22 protein-coding genes and 1 pseudogene are annotated in these 21,283 nt (G+C 55.1%); 18 read left to right on the plus strand and 5 right to left on the minus strand.

What is annotated here, in order from left to right; all coding sequences use genetic code 11:
- The first annotated feature begins 198 nt into the window (after positions 1–198).
- Positions 199–924, plus strand: a complete 726-nt coding sequence (locus ACZ5BW_RS03140; RefSeq protein WP_464542432.1) for an HD domain-containing protein — start codon at positions 199–201, stop codon at positions 922–924.
- Here ACZ5BW_RS03140 and relB read toward each other — a convergent pair.
- Positions 825–1,052: a type II toxin-antitoxin system RelB family antitoxin gene (relB, locus tag ACZ5BW_RS03145; protein ID WP_464542434.1), complete on the minus strand. Its 228-nt coding sequence runs from the start codon at positions 1,050–1,052 to the stop codon at positions 825–827. The genes ACZ5BW_RS03140 and relB overlap by 100 nt on opposite strands.
- 150 nt (positions 1,053–1,202) lie before the next feature.
- Between relB and ACZ5BW_RS03150 the strand changes: the two genes are divergently transcribed.
- Both ACZ5BW_RS03150 and ACZ5BW_RS03155 read left to right on the plus strand, forming a co-directional pair.
- A complete protein-coding gene (locus ACZ5BW_RS03150) occupies positions 1,203–1,397 on the plus strand; it encodes a hypothetical protein (protein WP_464542436.1) in 195 nt (64 codons plus the stop codon).
- Positions 1,398–1,585: 188 nt separating this feature from the next.
- Positions 1,586–1,909: a helix-turn-helix domain-containing protein gene (locus ACZ5BW_RS03155; protein WP_464542438.1), complete on the plus strand. Its 324-nt coding sequence runs from the start codon at positions 1,586–1,588 to the stop codon at positions 1,907–1,909.
- A 149-nt stretch (positions 1,910–2,058) separates the two neighbouring features.
- On the opposite strand, the pseudogene tnpA reads toward ACZ5BW_RS03155, so the two are convergent.
- A pseudogene (tnpA, locus tag ACZ5BW_RS03160) lies at positions 2,059–2,471 on the minus strand (IS200/IS605 family transposase).
- A 16-nt stretch (positions 2,472–2,487) separates the two neighbouring features.
- On the opposite strand from tnpA, the gene ACZ5BW_RS03165 reads away from it, so the two are divergent.
- The 13 genes from ACZ5BW_RS03165 to ACZ5BW_RS03225 all read left to right on the plus strand — a co-directional run bounded on the left by ACZ5BW_RS03165 (position 2,488) and on the right by ACZ5BW_RS03225 (position 15,053).
- Complete coding sequence (locus tag ACZ5BW_RS03165) at positions 2,488–3,708, plus strand: RNA-guided endonuclease InsQ/TnpB family protein (RefSeq protein WP_464542440.1); 1,221 nt, start codon at positions 2,488–2,490, stop codon at positions 3,706–3,708.
- A 494-nt stretch (positions 3,709–4,202) separates the two neighbouring features.
- Positions 4,203–4,490, plus strand: coding sequence for an FmdB family zinc ribbon protein (locus tag ACZ5BW_RS03170; RefSeq protein WP_464542442.1), 288 nt, complete (start codon positions 4,203–4,205; stop codon positions 4,488–4,490).
- A 28-nt stretch (positions 4,491–4,518) separates the two neighbouring features.
- Complete coding sequence (locus ACZ5BW_RS03175) at positions 4,519–5,205, plus strand: DUF502 domain-containing protein (RefSeq protein ID WP_464542444.1); 687 nt, start codon at positions 4,519–4,521, stop codon at positions 5,203–5,205.
- Positions 5,206–5,235: 30 nt separating this feature from the next.
- Positions 5,236–7,002 carry an aspartate--tRNA ligase gene (gene aspS / locus ACZ5BW_RS03180; RefSeq protein WP_464542446.1) on the plus strand — a complete coding sequence of 589 codons (1,767 nt, stop codon included), beginning with the start codon at positions 5,236–5,238 and terminating at the stop codon, positions 7,000–7,002.
- Positions 7,003–7,131: 129 nt separating this feature from the next.
- On the plus strand, positions 7,132–7,584 hold the full coding sequence (gene nudB, locus ACZ5BW_RS03185; protein ID WP_464543643.1) for a dihydroneopterin triphosphate diphosphatase: 453 nt from the start codon (positions 7,132–7,134) through the stop codon (positions 7,582–7,584).
- A gap of 450 nt (positions 7,585–8,034) precedes the next feature.
- On the plus strand, positions 8,035–9,135 hold the full coding sequence (gene nadA, locus ACZ5BW_RS03190; protein WP_464542448.1) for a quinolinate synthase NadA: 1,101 nt from the start codon (positions 8,035–8,037) through the stop codon (positions 9,133–9,135).
- Between the two features lie 36 nt (positions 9,136–9,171).
- Positions 9,172–9,924 (plus strand): endonuclease/exonuclease/phosphatase family protein, encoded by a 753-nt coding sequence (locus ACZ5BW_RS03195; protein WP_464542450.1) that lies wholly within the window; start codon positions 9,172–9,174, stop codon positions 9,922–9,924.
- Positions 9,924–11,012, plus strand: coding sequence for an L-threonylcarbamoyladenylate synthase (locus ACZ5BW_RS03200; protein ID WP_464542452.1), 1,089 nt, complete (start codon positions 9,924–9,926; stop codon positions 11,010–11,012). The genes ACZ5BW_RS03195 and ACZ5BW_RS03200 overlap by 1 nt, the downstream gene beginning before the upstream one ends.
- A gap of 11 nt (positions 11,013–11,023) precedes the next feature.
- Complete coding sequence (locus ACZ5BW_RS03205; RefSeq protein WP_464542454.1) at positions 11,024–11,830, plus strand: HAD family hydrolase; 807 nt, start codon at positions 11,024–11,026, stop codon at positions 11,828–11,830.
- A 159-nt stretch (positions 11,831–11,989) separates the two neighbouring features.
- Positions 11,990–12,439, plus strand: coding sequence for a phosphate-starvation-inducible protein PsiE (locus tag ACZ5BW_RS03210; protein ID WP_464542456.1), 450 nt, complete (start codon positions 11,990–11,992; stop codon positions 12,437–12,439).
- Between the two features lies 1 nt (position 12,440).
- Positions 12,441–12,944 (plus strand): 5-(carboxyamino)imidazole ribonucleotide mutase, encoded by a 504-nt coding sequence (purE, locus tag ACZ5BW_RS03215; RefSeq protein ID WP_464542458.1) that lies wholly within the window; start codon positions 12,441–12,443, stop codon positions 12,942–12,944.
- Positions 12,941–14,161, plus strand: coding sequence for a 5-(carboxyamino)imidazole ribonucleotide synthase (locus tag ACZ5BW_RS03220; protein ID WP_464542460.1), 1,221 nt, complete (start codon positions 12,941–12,943; stop codon positions 14,159–14,161). The genes purE and ACZ5BW_RS03220 overlap by 4 nt, the downstream gene beginning before the upstream one ends.
- On the plus strand, positions 14,130–15,053 hold the full coding sequence (locus tag ACZ5BW_RS03225; protein ID WP_464542462.1) for a phosphoribosylaminoimidazolesuccinocarboxamide synthase: 924 nt from the start codon (positions 14,130–14,132) through the stop codon (positions 15,051–15,053). Before ACZ5BW_RS03220 ends, ACZ5BW_RS03225 begins: the two co-directional genes overlap by 32 nt.
- Before the next feature lie 4 nt (positions 15,054–15,057).
- On the opposite strand, the gene ACZ5BW_RS03230 is transcribed toward ACZ5BW_RS03225, so the two are convergent.
- Positions 15,058–15,855 carry a sulfite exporter TauE/SafE family protein gene (locus tag ACZ5BW_RS03230; protein WP_464543644.1) on the minus strand — a complete coding sequence of 266 codons (798 nt, stop codon included), beginning with the start codon at positions 15,853–15,855 and terminating at the stop codon, positions 15,058–15,060.
- A gap of 81 nt (positions 15,856–15,936) precedes the next feature.
- Positions 15,937–16,392, minus strand: coding sequence for an EVE domain-containing protein (locus ACZ5BW_RS03235; protein ID WP_464543645.1), 456 nt, complete (start codon positions 16,390–16,392; stop codon positions 15,937–15,939).
- 175 nt (positions 16,393–16,567) lie between these two features.
- Here ACZ5BW_RS03235 and ACZ5BW_RS03240 point away from each other — a divergent pair, with 175 nt between their 5' ends.
- Positions 16,568–18,133: a peroxidase family protein gene (locus tag ACZ5BW_RS03240; protein ID WP_464542464.1), complete on the plus strand. Its 1,566-nt coding sequence runs from the start codon at positions 16,568–16,570 to the stop codon at positions 18,131–18,133.
- A gap of 48 nt (positions 18,134–18,181) precedes the next feature.
- Here ACZ5BW_RS03240 and ACZ5BW_RS03245 read toward each other — a convergent pair whose 3' ends face one another.
- Complete coding sequence (locus tag ACZ5BW_RS03245) at positions 18,182–19,516, minus strand: alpha/beta hydrolase (RefSeq protein WP_464542466.1); 1,335 nt, start codon at positions 19,514–19,516, stop codon at positions 18,182–18,184.
- A 423-nt stretch (positions 19,517–19,939) separates the two neighbouring features.
- Between ACZ5BW_RS03245 and ACZ5BW_RS03250 the strand changes: the two genes are divergently transcribed.
- Complete coding sequence (locus ACZ5BW_RS03250; protein ID WP_464542468.1) at positions 19,940–21,190, plus strand: CapA family protein; 1,251 nt, start codon at positions 19,940–19,942, stop codon at positions 21,188–21,190.
- The last annotated feature ends 93 nt before the right edge of the window (positions 21,191–21,283 follow it).

Consider the following 21,283-nt stretch of genomic DNA (forward strand, 5'->3'; position numbering starts at 1 on the left):
CGATGCCCATGCTGTGCTGGAATCGTCATCCAGACTGATCTATGATCCTGGTACCTCCTTGGGGTAGAACTGAGGTACTTCCAGCGATTCCCGCGCAGGCAATGATGCGATTTCCCCGCGACACATGGTGTTCATGGGCTTTTGCCGGCGGATCAACGTTTAAACGCGCTCGACATGCCGGCTTTGGCAAGGGGAAGTATGGTGAGTAAGAAGAATCCGGTTTCGTCGAGCACGGCAATCGTTCTCAAAGCGGTACTGTTTGCTGCCGAGAAGCACAAGAACCAGCGACGCAAGGACGCTGAAGCCTCGCCGTATATCAACCATCCTATTGCGCTCGCCAACGTACTCGCCGATGAGGGCGGGATTGATGAAGCCGATGTGCTTTGTGCGGCCTTGTTGCACGATACTGTCGAAGACACGGAAACATCCGCAGGGGAATTGAAAGTATTGTTCGGTCAGGATGTGGTGTCCATTGTCCTCGAGGTCACTGACGATAAGTCCTTGCCCAAGGAGGTTCGCAAGCAAGCCCAGATTGATAACGCCCCTCACTTATCCCGCGAAGCTAAGCTCGTGAAGCTGGCCGACAAGATTTGTAATCTCCGGGATATTCTGGCAGCACCGCCCGTTGGCTGGTCGGCAGAACGAAAGCGCGATTACTTTTCCTGGGCGGGAAAGGTTGTTGCCGGGATCCGGGCGTCCATCCACGGCTTGAAGCTGTCTTCGATGCACTGGTCGAACGCCAGCGTGAAATCTGCTGAGCTCTGGGAATATAACGATCTCCCCGAGCAAGCAGACTTGGTGATGGGGAGTGGATATCCGTGTATTCAATCCTCCAGACCAAGGTCTTTCTTTATTTCTGCGGAGGAGCAGATTTTTTCCTTGCCTTTGCGCACACGTTCGAGCACGTCCGCCGCGAGGAAGTAATCCTCCATGTCATCGAGCCCGCGCTCGATAATCTCCCGGAGATAGAAAGCCTTGGAACGTCCCGTTTGCGCGGCAAGGAAGTTCAGCCGCTCCTCGATCTCGGGGGTAAGACGGATTGAAGTGGGCATGGGTATTATCCCTGGATGAAATACGGGTATTGGTATTCATTGTATCTGAATTTCTGGCCTGACACTTTCTTGTCATGAGCAGCAATAACAGGCTATATACCCTAGAATTAAAAATACCCGAACAATGTCAAAGCCAAAAAGGGGGATGAAATGATATATAAAGTTCTCATCACGCCTGTTGAGCCATCGATCGATGATCGTCCCAATTTCAGCGGCCTACTTGCTGATTATGAAATTGAAGCCAGTTCAGAGACCGAAGCTGAAGAAGTGGCCTTTACCCGGTTTTGCCAGGAGAGCCCTTTCCGCTCCCACAATCGCGATGACTACACGATCAGTGTGAACTGAGACAATCCTCGGAAGGCACAGCATTCATAAGTACGCTGCGCGGCGCCATTATGGGATGATGACCTGTCGAGAAGGATGATGCCGCGCTTGATTCTTTTGATCTTTCAAAATCGCCGGACGCAGGGTGAACCGGGAGAGCAGCCGTGTAAGCAGTGAGTGAATTCATCCAGGGCAGTTTTCGGAGGTGTATGAAAATGGAGAAGAAGTATCGGAGCGATGCGTTCGCAGCAATCCACGAGACAATGGAAGCACTGCATGAGATTGGGGCGGTCGAAAAGCAGACCATGCGCGAGTTCGACGAGTCATGTCTTGCTCCCGTGCAGATTATGTCACCCGAGGAAATTCGGGCGCTACGAGAGCGCGAACACCTGTCGCAACCCGTCTTCGCCCGTTATCTGAATGTCAGCAAGAACCTGATCTCAGACTGGGAGCGAGGTGTCAAGAAGCCGGGTGGTCCAGCGTTGCGGCTACTGACCGTGATCAAGAAGAACGGGATTCAGGCAATTGCGTGACTGCTTTGGCGCATAATCTGGCAAACCGGCAAAATCGAGCACAGCCTTGCTGACATCAATCCCCACAAACTTGATCAGTTGCGGCAAACCTCGCCCTTCAGGGCGGGGAAGGATAGCGCGGACTTTGTTGCCGTCCTTGCTTTTGCCGTTCAACGCGGCGTCTGCTGCTGTTCGATGTACTGGCGGATGATCTCAATGGGGGCTCCACCACAACTTCCGGCGAAATAGCCTGGCGACCACAATGCGCTGCCCACAACTTCTTGCGGATGCCCGGGTAGTTCTTCTTGCGGATCATGCGACTGAGACGCCTTTGAGGCTGTTCACCAGGCTGGAGACGGACACCTTCGGTGGATAGTTCACCAGCAGGTGAACGTGGTCACCCTCGCCGTCGAACTCCACAGCTCCGCCTCGAAGTTGGCGCAGACACCTGAGAAGATGCCGCACAGCTCGTCGAGGATTTCCTTGTGAATACTTCGCGGCGGTATCCGGTCACGAAGACCAGGTGAACGTGCATCAGGAAAACGCAGTGCTGCCCGTGCCGCATATCGTTTTCATAGGCCAGGAGTATAATTCCGGCCATGCAACGCCTCCAGGCCTTCAAATATGAACTCATGCCCGATGGCGACCGGCAGCGTCAGATGCGCCGCTTCGCCGGGTCGTGTCGTTTCGTGTTCAACAAGGCGCTGGCGTTGCAGAAGGAGAACCACGAAGCGGGCGGCAAGTTCATCGGCTATGTTGCGATGGCAAAGCAACTGACGGCCTGGCGCAACAGCGCCGAAACATCCTGGCTGAAGGATGCGCCCGTCCATCCGCTGCAACACGCACTCAAAGACCTCGAAAAAGCCTACAAAAACTTCTTCGAGAAGCGCGCCGACTTCCCGCGCTTCAAGCGCAAGGGGCAAGGCGATAGCTTCCGCTACCCCGATCCGGAGCAGATCAGGTTCGATCAGGTCAATGGCCGCATCTTCCTGCCCAAGCTGGGCTGGCTGCGCTACCGCAACAGTCGGAAAACGCTGGGCGAGTTGCGCAACGTCACCGTCAGCCTGAGTGGCGGCAAATGGTTCGTCAGCATCCAGACGCGCCGCGAGGTCGAGCAGCCGCTTCCGCACGGCGGCGCGGTCGGTATCGACATGGGCATTGCCCGCTTCGCTACGCTCTCCGATGGCAGTTATCTTGCTCCACTCAACAGCTTCAAGCGGCACGAGGTTGCATTGCGCAAAGCGCAGCAGGCCATGAGCCGCAAACAGAAGTTCAGCAGCAACTGGAAAGAGGCGAAAGCCAGGGTCCAGCGCATCTATACCCGTATCGGCAATTGCCGCCGCGACTATCTGCACAAGGCCACGACCACAATCAGCCAAAACCACGCGATGGTGTGTATCGAGGATTTGCAGGTTCGCAATATGTCCAGGTCAGCGGCAGGCACAAGCGAACAGCCGGGCAAGAACGTTCGGGCCAAGTCCGGCCTGAACAAATCCATCCTCGATCAGGGCTGGTTCGAGTTCCGCCGCCAACTGGATTACAAGCTGGCGTGGAACGGCGGGCATCTCATCGCCGTGCCGCCGCAGAACACGAGCCGCACCTGTCCGTGCTGCGGTCATGTGTCGGCGGACAACCGGCAGACGCAAGCGCGATTTGCGTGTGTCGAATGCGGGCTCACAGAAAACGCCGATATGGTCGGCGCGATCAATATTCTAAGGGCGGGACACGCCCGGTTAGCCTGTGAAGTGAGCGGTGCGGTAATGCCGCCAGCAGCAGGAACCCACCGAAGCGGCTCAGGGGCGGCTCAATGCCTCTCCTGAGCGCCGTAGGAATCCCACGCCTTCAGGCGGGGGAGGATGTCAATTCCATAGTGCTTGTGTAGGCCGGCTCCGCCCGACGATAATGGCTGCTTCCTGCTGTTCTGCCCGCTCGTACTGCGCGCATCACGTGCTCTTGTAATTATCGCAAGCACCCATATTTTCCTGACAGGAGGCATGGAATCCCGGAAAGGGGATCTCTCAGGTTGCCGAGGTATTGGCCGTAGTCATACGAGGCGGGATGGGTAAGAGACGTCCTCTGCATAGAGAGTGCCGGTCCGGATACCCGGATGACAGCGGCTCCTCCTCGTCACAAGCCGATTCATCGGTAGAGCAGGTTCTGCCTCTTCCGTTTGAATCGTTCGAGCTTAGAGGAGCGAGCAAAGAGGTTGCCATGCGGGGTGAATGGTAGGGCGGCAGGGCAGTAACTTGTTCGGGGACTCCTTAAGGTATAATCCCGTTTTTTTTCGTTCAGCTTTCTTTGTTGGAGAATTGTCATGCCGATCTATGAATACCGGTGTGGGTCTTGTGGTTTCGAAAAGGAATATCTGCAAAAGGTGAGCGATGCGCCGGTGGCAGCTTGTCCCGCCTGTGGCAGCGATGCGTTTAACAAACTTATTTCGGCTGCGGGCTTTCAGTTGAAGGGCAGCGGCTGGTATGTCACCGATTTCAAGAACAAGAATGGCGGGCAGTCCAAGCCCAAGACCGATGCGGATACATGTGCGACGAAGAGCGAGAGCGCGCCGCCCGGGGATAGCGCATGCCCCGCCTGCACGACTGACTGACGAGTGACGAATCGGGCTGATTACTGACATGAAACGTTATTTCATCACCGGGCTGCTCATATGGGTACCTCTGGGTATTACTGCCTGGGCGTTGAAATTCCTGATCAGCACCATGGACCAGTCGCTGTTGCTGTTGCCATCGAGCATGCGTCCGGAAAACTTCGTAGGCATATACATTCCCGGCGTGGGCACGGTGCTGACGCTGCTGGTTGTTTTCCTTACCGGCATCTTCACCACCAATATCATCGGGCAGCGGCTGGTGATTTTCTGGGAAGGCGTGTTATGGCGCATCCCGGTCGTGAAATCGATTTATTATGGCGTGAAGCAGGTTAGCGACACGCTGTTCTCAAGCCAGGGGGAAGCCTTTCGTAAGGCGCTGCTGGTGCAGTACCCGCGCGAGGGTTCCTGGACCATTGCATTCATGACAGGATATCCAGGTGGTGACGTAGCCAATCACCTTACAGAAGAATATGTGAGTGTTTACGTGCCGACCACGCCCAATCCGACCTCGGGCTTCTTTCTGATGATGCCGCGCAGCGATGTAATAGAGCTCGACATGAGCGTGGATGCGGCATTGAAATATATAATCTCGATGGGCGTTGTTGCTCCCGCCAATGGCAAGAAACCGGCGGAGTCGCAGGCAGCGCTGCTGCATCCCCAAGGCTCTGTCACTTCCGCAAGTTCCGTCGGTTCTGCATCGAGCGACAAGCCCTGATTCCTTCTTTTTTCTGATTACCGATCTTCCATGCGCACCAATTACTGCGGCCTTATCGACGTCCAATATCTGGATCAGACTGTGATCCTGTACGGCTGGGTGCACCGGCGCCGCGACCACGGGGGTGTCATTTTCGTGGATCTGCGGGATCGCGAGGGCCTGGTGCAGGTGGTGTGCGATCCCGATAATCCCACTGCTTTCCAGGTCGCGGAAAAAATCCGCAACGAGTTTGTGGTTAAAGTTACCGGGCGGGTGCGCCGCCGGCCGGCGGGAACCGTCAACCCCAATCTCATCAGCGGGGAAATAGAGGTGTTGGTGAGCTCGATCGATATCCTCAACGCTTCCCTGACGCCTCCGTTCCTGATGGACGACGAAAACCTCAGCGAAGCCACACGGCTGGAGCATCGCTATCTGGATCTGCGGCGTCCGCAGATGCAGGAAAACCTGCGGCTGCGCTACAAGGTGGCAATGGCAGTCCGGCTGTTTCTCGATCAGCATGGATTCATCGACGTGGAAACGCCGATGCTCACCAAATCGACCCCCGAGGGCGCGCGCGATTACCTCGTGCCGTCGCGTGTCAACACCGGGCATTTTTTTGCGCTGCCGCAATCGCCGCAACTGTTCAAGCAGTTGCTGATGGTTTCCGGATTCGACCGCTATTATCAGATTACCAAATGCTTTCGCGACGAGGATCTGCGGGCTGACCGCCAGCCCGAATTCACCCAGATCGATATCGAGACATCCTTCCTGGATGAAGCGCAAATCATGCAGATGATGGAAGAGATGATCTGCACGGTGTTCAAAAGTGTGAAGGGTATCGATCTGCCCAGCCCGTTTCCACGCCTGACGCATGCCGAAGCGATGTCGAAATATGGCTCGGACAAGCCCGACATGCGCGTGCCGCTGGTTCTGACGGAACTCACCGATGTGATGCAGGAGGTGGAGTTCAAGGTGTTCCGGGAAGCCGCGCTCAGAACGGGTGGACGTGTAGCCGCATTGCGCGTGCCTGAGGGTGGCGCATTGTCGCGCAAGGAGATCGACGATTACACCAGTTTTGTCGCGATATACGGCGCCAAGGGGCTCGCGTACATCAAGGTCAATGCGCTGGAAAGAGGGGTGGACGGCCTCCAGTCGCCCATACTGAAATTCCTCCCTGAGAATGTGATTCAGGTCATTCTCGAGCGCACGGGCGCGAAGGATGGCGATCTCATCTTCTTTGGCGCGGACAAGGCACAGGTGGTGAATGAGGCATTGGGTGCATTGCGCGCTAGGGTGGGGCATGATCGCGGCCTGGCGGAATCGGGATGGAAACCTTTATGGGTGGTGGATTTCCCCATGTTCGAGCGTGATGAGGAGGAAAACCGCTGGAAGGCCTTGCATCATCCCTTTACTTCGCCTGCTGAGGGCCACGAGGACCTGCTTGAGACTGATCCCGAAAAAGCCTTATCCAAGGCTTACGATATGGTGCTGAATGGTTCCGAGATTGGCGGCGGTTCGGTGCGTATTCATCGCCAGGAAATACAGTCGAAGGTATTTCGCGCCTTGAATATTGGAGAGGATGAGGCAAACGAAAAATTCGGCTTTTTGCTCGAAGCATTACAATATGGGGCGCCGCCGCATGGCGGGATTGCGTTTGGTCTCGACCGCATCGTTGCCATGATGGCAGGCGCCGAATCCATCCGGGAAGTCATTGCTTTTCCGAAAACACAGCGCGCACAATGTCTGCTGACGCATGCGCCCAGTACTGTCGGTGAAAAACAGTTGCGGGAACTTCACATCAAACTCCGCCACGCGTAATCCAGAAGGATATAAAGCAAGGGTAACAAAGGTAAAAGGCGGAAGCGGAGAAGCGTGGAGATTGGGAAAACCATTTTTTCGAAAGCGAAGATTTTCTGATTCCGTTCCTACTCTTGGTGCACGGTGAGAATCTACAAGATTCCGGTTTCGGTTCTGGTAATTATCCATACGCTCGACATGCAGATCCTGCTGCTCGAACGGACAGACCATCCCGGCTATTGGCAGTCCGTTACCGGCAGCCAGAACGAAGGTGAAACACTCGTGCAAACGGCAGTGCGGGAAGTAGCGGAGGAGACCGGACTGGATGCCAACCGCTACGAGTTGACCGACTGGAACATTGTGAACGAATATGAAATCTACGAGGAATGGCGCTGGCGTTACCCGCCCGAGGTAACCCATAATACCGAGCATGTCTTTGGCCTGCTTGTGCCGCAACCTGTCCCGGTCTCGGTAGCGGCAAGAGAACATTTGCGTCATGCCTGGCTGCCCTGGCAGGAGGCGGCGGAAAAAGTATTTTCCCCAAGCAATGCCGAAGCGATCAGGAGATTGGCAGCAACTGGCGGTAAAAGTAGTAGAGGGTAGTAAAGGGCAGAAAAAGGTAGCAGGGGCAAGCAGCGGAAGCACCCCGACAAAAATAAGGAACGGGACAAGCCGATCGAACCGATGACGAGCGCACTGGTCCAATGATACTTTTGGAACCTCTGCGGTTTTCATGGAACCGCTGAACAAATCCCTCGCAGGCGCGACGGTGGCTTTGCGGGATGAGATGTGCGAAAGGCGACGACGCGAATGGTTGACCCCCTTCGCTAGGAGCCTGACAAAGCAGATCGCCTGCAAAGCCCCGTCCCATGGGGGTTGTAGCAAAATCGGGCGCTCATTTTGTTGCGCTCCTTGGCATCGTAGTCCAAGCTACGACCTTCGTCGCGCGCCTCGTGATCATCCCGATTTTGGCTGCAAACGCGCACTGCGGAGGATTTGTTCAGCGGTTCCTTAATATTACCTGCGGTTTTTAAAGTAAAAACGGAGTAGGCCATGAAAGCGGAAGCCATTGCCTTTGAACGTTTCGACAATCTGAATGACGATGACTGCGAGCAACGCATCGTGCAGGCGAAAGCGGCGCTGGGAAAGCGCGCGGTAATACTCGCCCATCATTATCAGCGTCCGGATGTTTACAAACACGCCGATCTTACCGGGGATTCCCTGCAGCTCTCGCGCCTTGCGTCAGGGACAGATGCGGATTATCTGGTGTTCTGCGGCGTGCATTTCATGGCTGAAGTGGCCGATATTCTCTCCAAGCCCGAGCAGATCACCATCCTGCCCGATCTTTCCGCCGGCTGCTCCATGGCGGACATGGCAAGTCTTCTCAAGGTGCAGCGCGCGTGGCATGAACTCTCGGAAGTGCTCGATCCCGATGAAGTGGTCACGCCGGTCACTTACATCAACTCTGCCGCTGATCTCAAAGCTTTCTGCGGCGAGCACGGCGGCATTGTCTGCACATCCAGCAATGCAGTGAAAATCTTGCAGTGGTCCTTTTCCCGCAGGGAAAAGGTACTGTTTTTTCCGGACCAGCACCTGGGGCGCTGGAGCGGCCACAAGCGGGGCATTCCACTCGAACAGATGGTGGTGTGGGATTTCGATGAGCCCATGGGCGGGCTTTCACCGGATCAGATCAGGAACGCGAAAATCCTCTTGTGGAAGGGGCATTGCTCGGTGCACCAGATGTTCCAGCCACAGCACATACTTCGTTTTCGCAACCAGTACCCCGAGGGGAAAGTGATTTCGCATCCCGAGTGCAGTTTCGAGGTATGTAAAAACTCGGATTACGTCGGCTCCACCGACTACATCATCAGGACCATCCGGGAAGCGGAACCAGGAACACGCTGGCTGGTGGGAACGGAGCTGAACCTGGTCAATCGCATTGCCGAGGAGTTCAAGGCCCAGGGAAAAATCGTCCAGTTCATGGCATCGACGATCTGCATGTGTTCCACCATGGCGCGCATCGATCCGCAACACTTGGCCTGGGCGCTGGAAAACCTGGTTGCGGGAAAGGTGGTGAATCAGATCAAAGTGGCGGCAGCCGATGCAGTTCTGGCGAAACTTGCCCTGGAGCGCATGCTGGAGGTTTCGCGATAATGAAAAAATACAATTGCGCTCCGTCCTGTTCATCATATGCTCAATAAGCTGCATATCGCTACCTACAACATTCACAAAGGGTTTTCTCATTTCAATCGGCGTGTCATGGTGCATCAGTTGCGCGACAGCCTGCGCACGCTCGATGCCGATATCATTTTTCTGCAGGAAGTGGTCGGCGAGCACAAGGGTCACGGAGCTCGTTTCGAGAATTGGCCGGAGAGTCCCCAGTACGAATTCCTGGCTGATTCGATCTGGACGGATTTTGCCTACGGAAAGAACGCGGTCTATGATGAGGGCCACCACGGCAACGCAATCCTGAGCCGCTATCCCATCGTGCGCTGGGACAACGTGGATGTTTCGTCGCATCGTTTCGAAAGCCGCGGCCTGCTTCACTGTGAAATAGGCATTCCGCAATGGCGGGAAAATCTTCACTGCATCTGCGTGCACCTGGGTCTGTTCAAGAGGGGCCGCTCCCGTCAATTAAAGTTACTGGAAAAGCACATCGAGGAACTGGTGCCCAAGGACGCACCGCTGGTCATCGCCGGGGATTTCAACGACTGGCGTGAAGTGGCCAGCCGTATTCTGGTCCAGCGGCTTGCCCTGGCGGAAGTCTTCGAGTTGACCGAAGGGAGACCGGCGCGTACCTATCCCTCCACATTGCCGTTGTTCCGCCTCGACCGCATTTACGTTCGCGGCTTTCATATCGAGAGGGCACAAGTGCACCAGGGGCATCCCTGGTCCAAAATCTCCGATCACGCTGTGCTTTCGGCGCAGATGATCCTCAGATAATGCCTCCTGCATCGCACCACGAGATCGACGCCGCCGCAGCGCTCCTGAAAAGAGGAGGCGTTGTCGCTTTCCCGACAGAAACCGTGTATGGCCTCGGGGCCGAGGTTTCCAATCCCTCTGCGGTTGCGCGCATATTTGAAATCAAGAACCGTCCCGTGGATCACCCCCTCATTGTCCATTTCGCAGATGCCTCCCGATTGTCGCATTGGGCGCGCGAGGTACCCCCACAGGCATGGCGGCTGGCCGAGCGCTTCTGGCCGGGTCCCTTGACCCTGATACTGCCACGCAGTCGCCATGTGCCGGAAAACGTGACCGGGGGTCAGGATACAGTGGGATTGCGCATTCCTGATCACCCCGTAGCACTTGCCTTGCTGAAGGAGCTGGGGCCGGACAGAGCGCTGGCCGCCCCATCGGCGAACCGTTTCGGTCATGTCAGCCCGACAACCGCAACGCATGTGCGCGAGGAGTTTGGCGACGAGCTGGACATGATTCTGGATGGCGGACCGTGCCAGGTAGGCCTGGAAAGTACCATCGTGGGTTTTGACGGCCAAACTGCGATTATATTGCGGCCAGGTGGCATCCAGTTGGCGGCGCTGGCGGAAGTATTGGATGGAAATGTGGTGCTTTCCCAAGGGGTAAAACCTTCTGTACGCGTGCCGGGCGCCCTCCCTTCGCATTACGCCCCCGCAACGCCGCTCGAGCTCCTGCCGGCGGATCACTTATGGCGGCACGCTTTGGAGCTGGAAGCAAAAGGCATGCGGGTAGCACTCATGGGGTGGCAACGGTATTCTCCACCCAGGCATCGCCCGAAAAATGAATCCATCGTATTCTCTGCGATGCCTGGAGAACCGGAGGAGTATGCACGTCAGTTGTATGCCACCTTGCGCCGGTTCGATCGCGGGCACTTCGACCGGCTATTGGTGGAGACGCCTCCCGAGACAGCGGCCTGGGTGGCAATCGTGGACCGGCTGCGGCGTGCGAGCAGCAGGACATACTCCGGCGCGGGCGCAGTACTAACGGGTGAGCAAATCAGTTCATCCGCGGCGAGGGAGGATGAAAATGAAACCATTTACGGACAAACTGGATAAATAACGATTTTATGGACAGCAAAGTTCGCGCAGTACTGTTTGATGTGGATGGCACGTTGGCTGACACGGAGCGTGATGGTCATCGCCCCGCTTTTAATGCGGCATTTGAAGAACTCGGTCTCGACTGGGAGTGGGATGTCGATCTTTACGGCAAGTTGCTGGCAATCACAGGTGGCAAGGAGCGCATCCTTCATTTCATGGAATATCATGTTCCGAAGGAATTGAATAGAAGCGGCCTGGGTGGCTGGATCGCGCGCCTGCATAAGATCAAAACCAGGCATTATGTCAACATGCTGGAAAGCGGCGGCATTCCGTTACGGCCTGGGGTCGCCCGCCTGATCCATCACCTGCGTGACAGAAACATAAAAATCGCGATTGCAACCACCACCACCCCGGAAAATGTGACCGCGCTTTTAAAGTCCACCCTGGGGGAAGATTCTCCTGGATGGTTCGATGTTATTGGCGCAGGGGACATCGTCCCGGGAAAAAAACCGGCGCCCGACATCTACCACTGGGTGCTGGACCAACTACAATTACCGGCGGAGCAGTGCATTGCCGTCGAAGACTCGGAAAATGGGCTGAGGGCATCGCTCGCCGCAGGGCTTGATACCGTAGTTACGGTAAATGGATATACCCGCTTTCAGGATTTCACGGGCGCCAAGCTTGTTTTGTCCGACCTGGGTGAACCGGCACGGCCCTTCAGCGTGCTGGAAGGGGAGGCAGGAGAGGTCGGAGAAGCAAAGGGCATAAACGGCATAAACGGCATAAACGGCAGTGGCTGGGTGGATGTGGACCTGATGCTGAAGCTTAAGGGGTGAACGCCTTGAGGAAGCGGTCGAAGAGAATTTCGAAGAGAATTATGTCCAATTCTGCAGACTCTCATCACCGGTTTGCATCATCCCAAATTGGAATTGTCATCTGGAAAAGGTAGTATAGTCAGTAATGATTTATCAGGGCGATCCTGAGAAGAAGAACAAATGCTGCAAACCCGCACAATCAACTATTCACGCCGCCTGCTTCAGTTTTTTGAAGGCATCGGTCTCGTCGTGATTGCCCTCGCCACCATATTTGCGGGATATCAGGAAACCATGCTGATGGTTCACAACGGCAGGGTGACCCTGGCGGATCTGCTGCTCATGTTTCTCTACCTCGAAATCCTGACCATGGTCGGGCTTTATTTTGAATCAGGCAAGCTGCCGGTAAGATTTCCCCTCTATATCGCCCTGGTGGCATTGGCGCGCTACATAACCGTGGACGTCAAGGAGATGGACAGCATCCGCTTATTGGGTGTTTCTGCCGCTATCGTGCTGATTGCGCTCGGGGTGCTCGTCATCCGTTACGGACACGTGCGCTATCCTTACGTGGAAGACCTAGAGGAGTTGGCAGAGGCGGCTTCGAGGGAAAGAGAACAAAAAATTCGCGATTAATATGGAAGGCCAGGTCAGCAAGCCCATCGTGGGCGTCATCATGGGCAGCAGCAGCGACTGGGAGGTCATGAAGCATGCTGCGGAGATGTTGAAGAAATTCCATGTGCCTTACGAAACGGAAGTGGTTTCCGCCCATCGAACCCCTGATCACATGTTCGAATATGCGGAAACTGCCGGCAAGCGGGGACTGAAATGCATTATTGCCGGTGCAGGCGGCGCGGCGCATCTTCCGGGAATGGTCGCCGCCAAAACGCTCCTGCCCGTGCTGGGCGTGCCGGTTACTTCTCGCCAGCTTCAAGGGCTGGATTCGCTTTTGTCCATAGTACAAATGCCGAGGGGAGTACCAGTTGCCACCTTCGCCATAGGCGAGGCGGGCGCGGCTAACGCGGGGTTGTTTGCCGTTGCGCTGCTGGCGGTGGAAGATGGAAGCCTGGCGCGGCAGCTTGCCGAGTTCCGGGAAACCCAGGCGGCAACGGTAGCATCCATGACCTTGCCATCGTCATGAGTACCCGGCCTGGGGCGATGCTGGGGTTGCTGGGCGGCGGCCAGCTCGGCAGAATGTTCACGATGGCGGCCCAAAGCCTGGGTTACAGCGTGACCGTTCTTGATCCCGAGGAGCGAAGCCCGGCGGGCAGCATCGCTGAGCGGCACCTGCGCGCCGATTACCTCGATAGCGAGGCATTGAATGAGCTCGCGTCCACCTGTGCAGGCGTCACCACCGAATTCGAAAACGTACCTGCCGAGGCACTCAGAATACTGGCTGAACGCTGCATCGTCAGCCCGGCTGCCAGGAGTGTCGCCATCGCGCAGAATCGCATCCTGGAGAAGAATTTTCTCGCTGCCAACGGCTTTGGAGTCGCGCCCTATGCGGTGATTCAGAATCCGAACACTTCGCAGCGTTCGGCCAATCCGGATGAAATATTACCCCAAAAGCAGCCGGAATTTTTTCCTGGCCTCTTCCCCGGAATTCTCAAGGTAAGCCGGTTTGGATATGACGGCAAAGGCCAGGTGCGGGTAAGTAATGCATCAGAGCTTGACAGCGCATTTGCAGGTTTGAACCGGGAATCCTGCGTCCTGGAAAAACTGCTGCCCCTGGAGTGCGAGGTGTCCGTCATCGTATCCAGGGGATTTGATGATGAAGTGGTTACTTTTCCCGTATCCGAGAATCAGCACTGCAACGGCATCCTCGATATCAGCATCGTTCCGGCCAGGATATCGCCTGAAATTGCCCGAAACGCCTGCGATATTGCAGTTCGCATTGCCGGGAAGCTGGATTATCGCGGCGTACTATGCGTCGAGTTTTTTGTGCTCGCGGATGGGCGGCTGCTGGTGAACGAGATTGCTCCTCGTCCTCATAATAGCGGGCATTACTCAATCAATGCCTGCGTTACCTCTCAATTCGAGCAGCAGGTGCGCATACTTTGCGGAATGCCCCTCGGCAGTACTTCCATGCATGGAGCGGCGGTAATGGTAAACCTGCTGGGCGATCTCTGGCAGAAGGGAGAGCCGGAGTGGGAACAGGTGCTGCGGCATCCCGACGTCAAATTGCATTTATACGGCAAGCGCGACGCCAGACCCGGACGGAAAATGGGACACTGCACGGTGTTGGCAGAAACGACCGACGCTGCGTTGCGGCTTGCGCTGGAAATCAAGCAATCGCTGCAACCCTCTCATAGCACTCTTGAAACACATGAGCATCCCCGGAACGAAAGCCGGCACTGACCAGCCCGCGCTGTTTGAAACGAGCATACGAAGCCTGCCGCTTCTGCATCGGGGAAAGGTACGGGATATCTATGGCGTGGATGAAGACAAGCTTCTGATCGTCCAGACGGACCGGCTTTCCGCATTCGACGTGATCCTGCCTACCCCTGTGCCCGGCAAGGGTAGGCTGCTGACTGCCTTGTCCAGTTTCTGGTTTGAAAAACTGGGGCATATCGTTCCCAACCATCTCACCCACATCGCGCCCGAATCCGTGGTAACGGAAGACGAACGCGAGCAGGTGACTGAGCGGGCATTTGTAGTAAAGCGGCTCAAGCCCCTCCCGATCGAAGCGATCGTGCGTGGTTACGTCGTTGGCTCCGGCTGGAAGGATTACAAAAAAAACGGCATGATCTGCGGTATTCCACTCCCTGCCGGGCTGGAGGAAGCCGGCAGGATACCGGGCGGAGCCATCTTTACCCCCTCGACCAAAGCTGCGCAGGGTGCGCACGATGAAAATATCCCGTTTTCGGAGGCGGAAAAGCTGTTGGATGAAAGAGGTGAAGGGCTGGCTGCGCAGGTGCGTGATATAGCGCTGGCTTTGTATACCCAGGCGGCGGATTATGCGATCACAAAAGGCATTATTATCGCCGACACCAAGTTCGAATTCGGTCAGGATCAGGCTGGCAGGCTCTATCTCATCGATGAGGCGCTTACTCCCGATTCATCGCGCTTCTGGCCTGCTGACCAGTACGCGTCGGGGAAAAATCCGCCGAGCTATGACAAACAATTCGTGCGTGACTGGCTTGAGACGCAGAACTGGAACAAGAAAGCGCCCGCTCCGGCCTTGCCCCCCGAGGTGCTCGCCAAAACAGCTGAAAAATACCGGGAAGCCCTCCATCGCCTGGTGGGCTAAACACCTAGAAAAGCCGGATCAACATCCTCGTCCCCAGCAGATAAAGCAGCACCACAAAAATTTTCCTGAGCGTAGTCGTTTGCATGACGTGCGTCATTTTTGCACCTATGGGTGCGGTCAGTGTGCTGCCCAGGACGATCCATCCCAATGCCGGCAGGTAAACGTATCCCAGGCTGTATTCCGGCAGCAGTTCGGGCTGCACCATGCCATTGATCATGTAGCCGACAGCCCCAGCCACAGCGATGGGGAAACCTACCGCGGCAGCGGTACCGATGGCATGCTGCAGTTTCACGTTGCACAGGGAGAGAAACGGGATCGTCAACAGACCTCCTCCGATTGCAACAAAGCTTGAAATCGCGCCAATGACGCTCCCCGCGGCAAGCATGCCGAGCCTTCCCGGAAGCGTGCGGCTGGGTTTGGGGCGAATGTTGAGCAGCATCTGCGTCGCCGCGTAATAAATGAAGACGACAAAAACGATGCTGAGAAAGCGGCTGGATAGCATGCTCACTATCGTTGCGCCTCCAAGCGTCCCCAGGATGATTCCCGGCGTAATGAATTTCACGACTTGCCAGTTCACTGCACCGTGAACATGATGAGTGCGCAGGCTGGCGACGGAGGAGAAAATGATGGCCGCCATGGTGGTGCCAAGAGCGAGGTGAAGGATACGGTCCGGAGGGAAGTCTTGCGCAGTAAAAATAAAGGTAAGCACGGGGACGATGACCAGTCCGCCCCCTATGCCCAGCAGGCCGGCAAAGAAGCCGACCACGGTGCCCAATATCAGGTATGCGAGCCACCATTCCACGTCAAGCCATACCACCGCAGATACCGGGATTCGAAATTGTACAACGGTTGCCCAACCTGGAAATCTTTCGGGAATTTGTCATTACAGAATTCCCATGATGAAATCCCACTCTGACGGATCGATCGGCGTAATAGACAGCCGATTGCCTTTTTGCAGGATACGCATGTTCGCAAGCTCGGGGTAACTGCGTAACTCCTTGATGCCGACCAGGCGGGTTTTCCTGACTAGGCGCACATCCACATTGAACCAGCGCGGATTTTCCGGCGTGGCTTTCGGATCGAAATATTTGTTCTCCCGGTCGAACTGGGTGGCGTCCGGGTAGGCCAGCTTGCTCACCTCCGCAATCCCGGCGATTCCCGGCTCCTCACAGGTAGAATGGTAGAAAAAAACCCCGTCACCGACGCGCATCTGGTCACGCATGAAATTTCGCGCCTGATAATTGCGCACCCCATACCACGCCACCGTCTGATCGGGCATCGAGGCAAGGTCGTCAATACTTACGTCGGAAGGTTCCGATTTCATCAGCCAGTAACGCATTTCCATCATTAACTATACTTAGGTCAGAATTCAGTACTTGTGAAGTTGAACGGGCTTTCTGCCAGCAAGATTCCCCTGGGCAAAATTCCTGGGGCAAAATTTCCTGGGTGGGAGGCTCTCACATAAACAATCAATATTACAGCAAGACGGAGGAGCAATGATAAACAATAAGTTAATGAATCGTCTTCTGAAACTCCTGTGGCGGATAGGTGAAAGCTGGCCGTGGTTGGGCAGGAAATTAAACGCATTCGCAATCAATCGGGTAGTAAATGTTTGCCGCCACCGACCGCATCCCTGGAGCACCGTTCACCCCTATACCTCCTGGACTGCGCTTACAGATCAGCACTGGAGCGCGCGTCATTTGCCGGCGAAGAAGCAGCCGGCACAGCTTCCGTCTTCCAGCGAACTGCTCGGGCTTTTCAGGCAGCAGGGCGGAGAGCACCGATTGTCCGACAAATCCACCCTGCTCTTTCCCGCGGTTGCCCAATATCTGACCGACGGTTTTATCCGCACGCGCATGCCTAAAGCAGGAGAACCCGAGACAGTTCGGCTGCAAAATACATCCAATCACCAGATCGATATGTGTCCGCTATACGGAAGGCTGGCAGAGCAGACGGCCGCCCTTCGTGTCAAAAGCGGAGCGAAAGGCGAACGGGGCCGATTGAAGTCCCAGTTTATCGGCGGAGAGGAGTTTTCCCCTTTCCTTTTCGATAACGGAATACTGAAGCAGGAATTTGCTGTTCTCGATGAGCCCCTCGGATTGGAGGAAGCATTGGATAGAGTGCCTGAACGCCGGGAAGAGTTGCGCGCGCATATTTTTGCCTTTGGAGGGGATCGAACAAATGCCGTTCCCCAGGTGGCGATGTTGAATACCTTGTTTCTGCGGGAGCATAACCGGCTTGCAGGCGAAATAGAACGCGCGCACCCCCAGTGGGATGATGAGCGCGTTTTTCAGACTGCCAGGAATAACGTCATCGTGATCTTCATCAAGATTATCGTGGAGGAGTACATCAGCCATATCTCCCCCCTGGTGCCATATCGGGCCGACCCTTCAGTGGCCTGGAATGCCCCCTGGAACAAACCGAACTGGATCACGACCGAATTCAGTTTGCTGTATCGCTGGCATTCACTCGTTCCAGATGCCATCACCTGGAACGGGCACTCGTATCTCCTGGGAGAAACTTCCATGAATAACAAGCTGCTGCTGGACGGAGGGTTGCGACGCGCCTTTGCCGACATGAGCAGTCAGCGTGCCGGTCGTCTCGGCCCTTTCAACACGGCTGAGTTCTTATGGGAAATCGAGACCCGGGCAATAGAGCAGGGCCGTCTGGCAGAATTGGCCCCCTACACCGATTATCGTCATTATGTTTCCCTGGAGCGTCCCCAGGATTTCGGGGATATCTCCACGGATCCAAGAGTTGTCGATTTCCTGAGAAAGACGTATCGGCGCGTAGAGGACATCGATTTTTACGTCGGCCTGTTTGCCGAGGATCTGGTGGAAGATTCCCCCCTGCCATCACTCATGCTCCGAATGGTGGCGGTGGACGCTTTCTCCCAGGCTTTGACCAATCCCTTGCTGTCACAGTACGTTTATAACGAAGAAACCTTTTCCGCTCCGGGCTGGGCCGCAATCCAGAGCACGGGAACATTTCGGGATGTTCTGGACAGGAATACGCCTTCCGATCAGCGTGGGGGTTTATACGTCGGCTTGACCTTGCCTGGCTGGATGCCTTCTTCCTGAAAACAGGTTTCCTCTCAAACGCGAAGCTTACGCACCATACTGCTTTATTCAGGGGCTGGTGGTCGAGATGAGAATAAGCTGCTTGATAAATTCGATAATGCGGCCGTCATCAATGTGAGTATGATCCGTAATCAGGTTTTTATCGACTCCAATAACGAGGTAGGGATTGCGTGGAGCTGATATGTTGCTCCTTTCCAGTGTAAGGCTCGCAATAGGAATCTTGCTGCCAGGTTTGTCGTCTTCCCATGCGGACTTTGCTGCCAGGCCGGAACTGACACTCTCACTACTGCTCGATTGGCCCGCAACTCCCTTTGGCAGATCGTGGGACGGATAGAGCCTGTGAGTCTCATACGGCTGGAAGAGGCCAACAGCGGTTACATTTGCCTCGCCCTCGTCGATGATTTCTTCCTGCTGGGTTACGGCATTCGTTCGCCTGATATCGCGATCCTTCTCAAAAAAGGTAGACAGATGGCGGCCAATGGGAAACGAGTTGCGAAGGGCCTTATCGGCCTCGGATGTCAGTATGGCCATGACAGGCAATTGGGACTTGAAGTAAGTGCCACGCTCCGTGGACATATCACTGAGCGATGCAAATTGTAAGGCTTCGAAGGCGGGGTTTATGAGCACAACCAGATTCCCAAACCCTTCCACGTCGCTCTGCACGCCCACCGGCCCCATTGTGCGAACGAACCGATTTTCGAGTATTTGAACCAATGAGGCATGTACGATGGCTCCGCCGAAGCTGTGCCCGACAATCACCAGGCGAGTGTTGCTGTTACCCTCCGAGACATTTTCCTTAACGCGCTTGAGTAGTTCGAGGCGGCTCAATACCTCAGTAACGCCGCCCCGGCTGACTTTCTGTGCGGTATTTTTCCGGTCCCAGAAGGTCAGATCCTCAACCACGGGCATGGTAATGGACTCACCGCGCCAGGCTAAATAAATACCGGCTACCTGTCGTGCCGGTCGCCCCGTTTTTTGGCTGATAAGAAGTTCGTTCTCACTCAATCCGGCAAGAACATTACGAAAAGTCTGGATATTTTTGTCGGCATGCCCCGCATTATGCTTCCAGCCATGAACGAATACTGTTATCAGCAAATCTTTGCTGGCGGCTTCAGCCGAAAGCTTATCGATAACGGACCACATTTGCTTTCGATCCCAAAGCTGGCCTTGATCATCGAATTCAATAAAATTTAAGAGATACCGAGCTCCATCTGCTGTGGGAAATTCCAGGATCGCGTGGTTTTCGCAGTCCTGAGACAATTCCGGGGTCGGATTAACGCATAAATCATACTCCGTCCGATACTGTACAAACGGCGCACACCCGCCAAGTACCATCAGGAGAATGAGAACAGTGACATGCAATTCGATGGTGTGGAATTTCATGATATTTATTATTCCGAAGAGGTGGTCTGGTCAACAACACTATCACTATATCAGGGGAACGGTCATGTGTTCCTGAAACGCGTTTCGTATCGGGTGGAAATCCGCATATTCCACTGCAAAGATGGGAGGCGCATCCATAATGAAGATTAATAGTATATGCCCATGTTGATTTGGCAAAGTGCATTTTCGGATTTGTTACCGCAGATCAGGCGTGCGTGTGAACACGTTCGCTTCTCAGTGCCCATCAGGGACACGGAGTAAACTGGAGTAAGTGATCAAGCTCATGACAGTGCAATTTGTTGAACTTCTTATGGCAATGAGGGCGGAAAATGGCATTAGCAAACGTATTCCGACTACCACCCGTGATAGAGCTTGCAGTCCAAGTGAATTGCTGCCGTGAAGCCTGAAAACGCTAGGCATCAGATGGAACGACGTGAATTCATCGTCTCTACACTTTCGGCGGGGCTCGCCATGGCGGTAGGTCCGCTTTACGCCCAAGCCGTGACGGACGGTTTCCAGATTTCTGTAAAGAGTGGTGATCAGACCGCTCCTGGACCTCAATCGCCGGGCGGCCATGCTCCAATCAAGTTGTTTCTCTGTGGCGATGTCATGACGGGCAGAGGTATAGACCAGGTCTTGCCTAATCCGGGCAACCCCATCCTTTTTGAGGGGTACATGAAAAGCGCAACAGGCTATGTCGAGCTTGCCGAAGAGGCAAGCGGGCCGATTCCGCAACCTGTCCTCTTTTCCTATATCTGGGGAGATGCGCTTGCCGAACTGGCACGCAGAAAACCCGATGTTCGCATCATTAACCTCGAAACCGCAGTTACCCGCAGTGACGACGTACAGGACAAGGCAGTCAACTACCGCATGAATCCCGACAATATCCTCTGTATCACTGCTGCGCAAATCGATTGCTGTGTGCTGGCGAACAACCATGTCCTGGACTGGGGGTATGAAGGTCTTGCCGAGACGCTGAAAACACTCAAACAAGCCGATATAAAAATAGCCGGCGCCGGCCTGAACATTCAAGAGGCACAGAAACCTGCCGAGTTCGCCGTTTCTGGAAAGGGGAGGGTCCTGGTTTTTTCATTTGGATCGGAAACAAGCGGTATACCCTGGAGCTGGGCAGCTCGGGCAGACCGGCCAGGCGTGAATCTGCTGCCCGATTTTTCAGCAAAAACGGTTCGGGAAATTCGCGACAGAATAAAACAGGTCCGCCTCTCGGATGACATTGTGATTGCTTCGATTCATTGGGGCAATAACTGGGGTTATGCAATTCCAGCCGAGCAACAGGACTTTGCACATGGCCTGATCGATGAGGCGGGTGTTGACGTCATCCACGGTCATTCGTCGCATCATGTGAAGGGAATCGAGGTTTACAAGGGAAAACTCATTCTTTATGGATGCGGCGACTTCCTGAACGATTACGAGGGCATCTCGGGGCACGAGGCTTATCGGGGTGACCTGACGTTGATGTATTTCGTGAGCGCGGAACCGAAAACGGGTAAGCTGGTCAGCCTGTCGATGGTGCCCATGCAGGTCAGGCATTTCAGATTGAATCTGACATCTGATGACGATGCTTCCTGGCTGAAGAATGTCCTGAACAGAGAGGGGAAGAAGCTGGGTACGTCGGTGGAACTGGCGGCGGATAATACCTTGATGCTCCGATGACATTCCAATCGATGTAGAGCGATAGCGGGTGCTCGTGTATAGCGAAAATTAGCGTCTAATCGGATGAACAGGATCGCCGGATTGAGGCAGGTC

It is taken from the genome of Nitrosospira sp. TNL300, assembly GCF_055385915.1.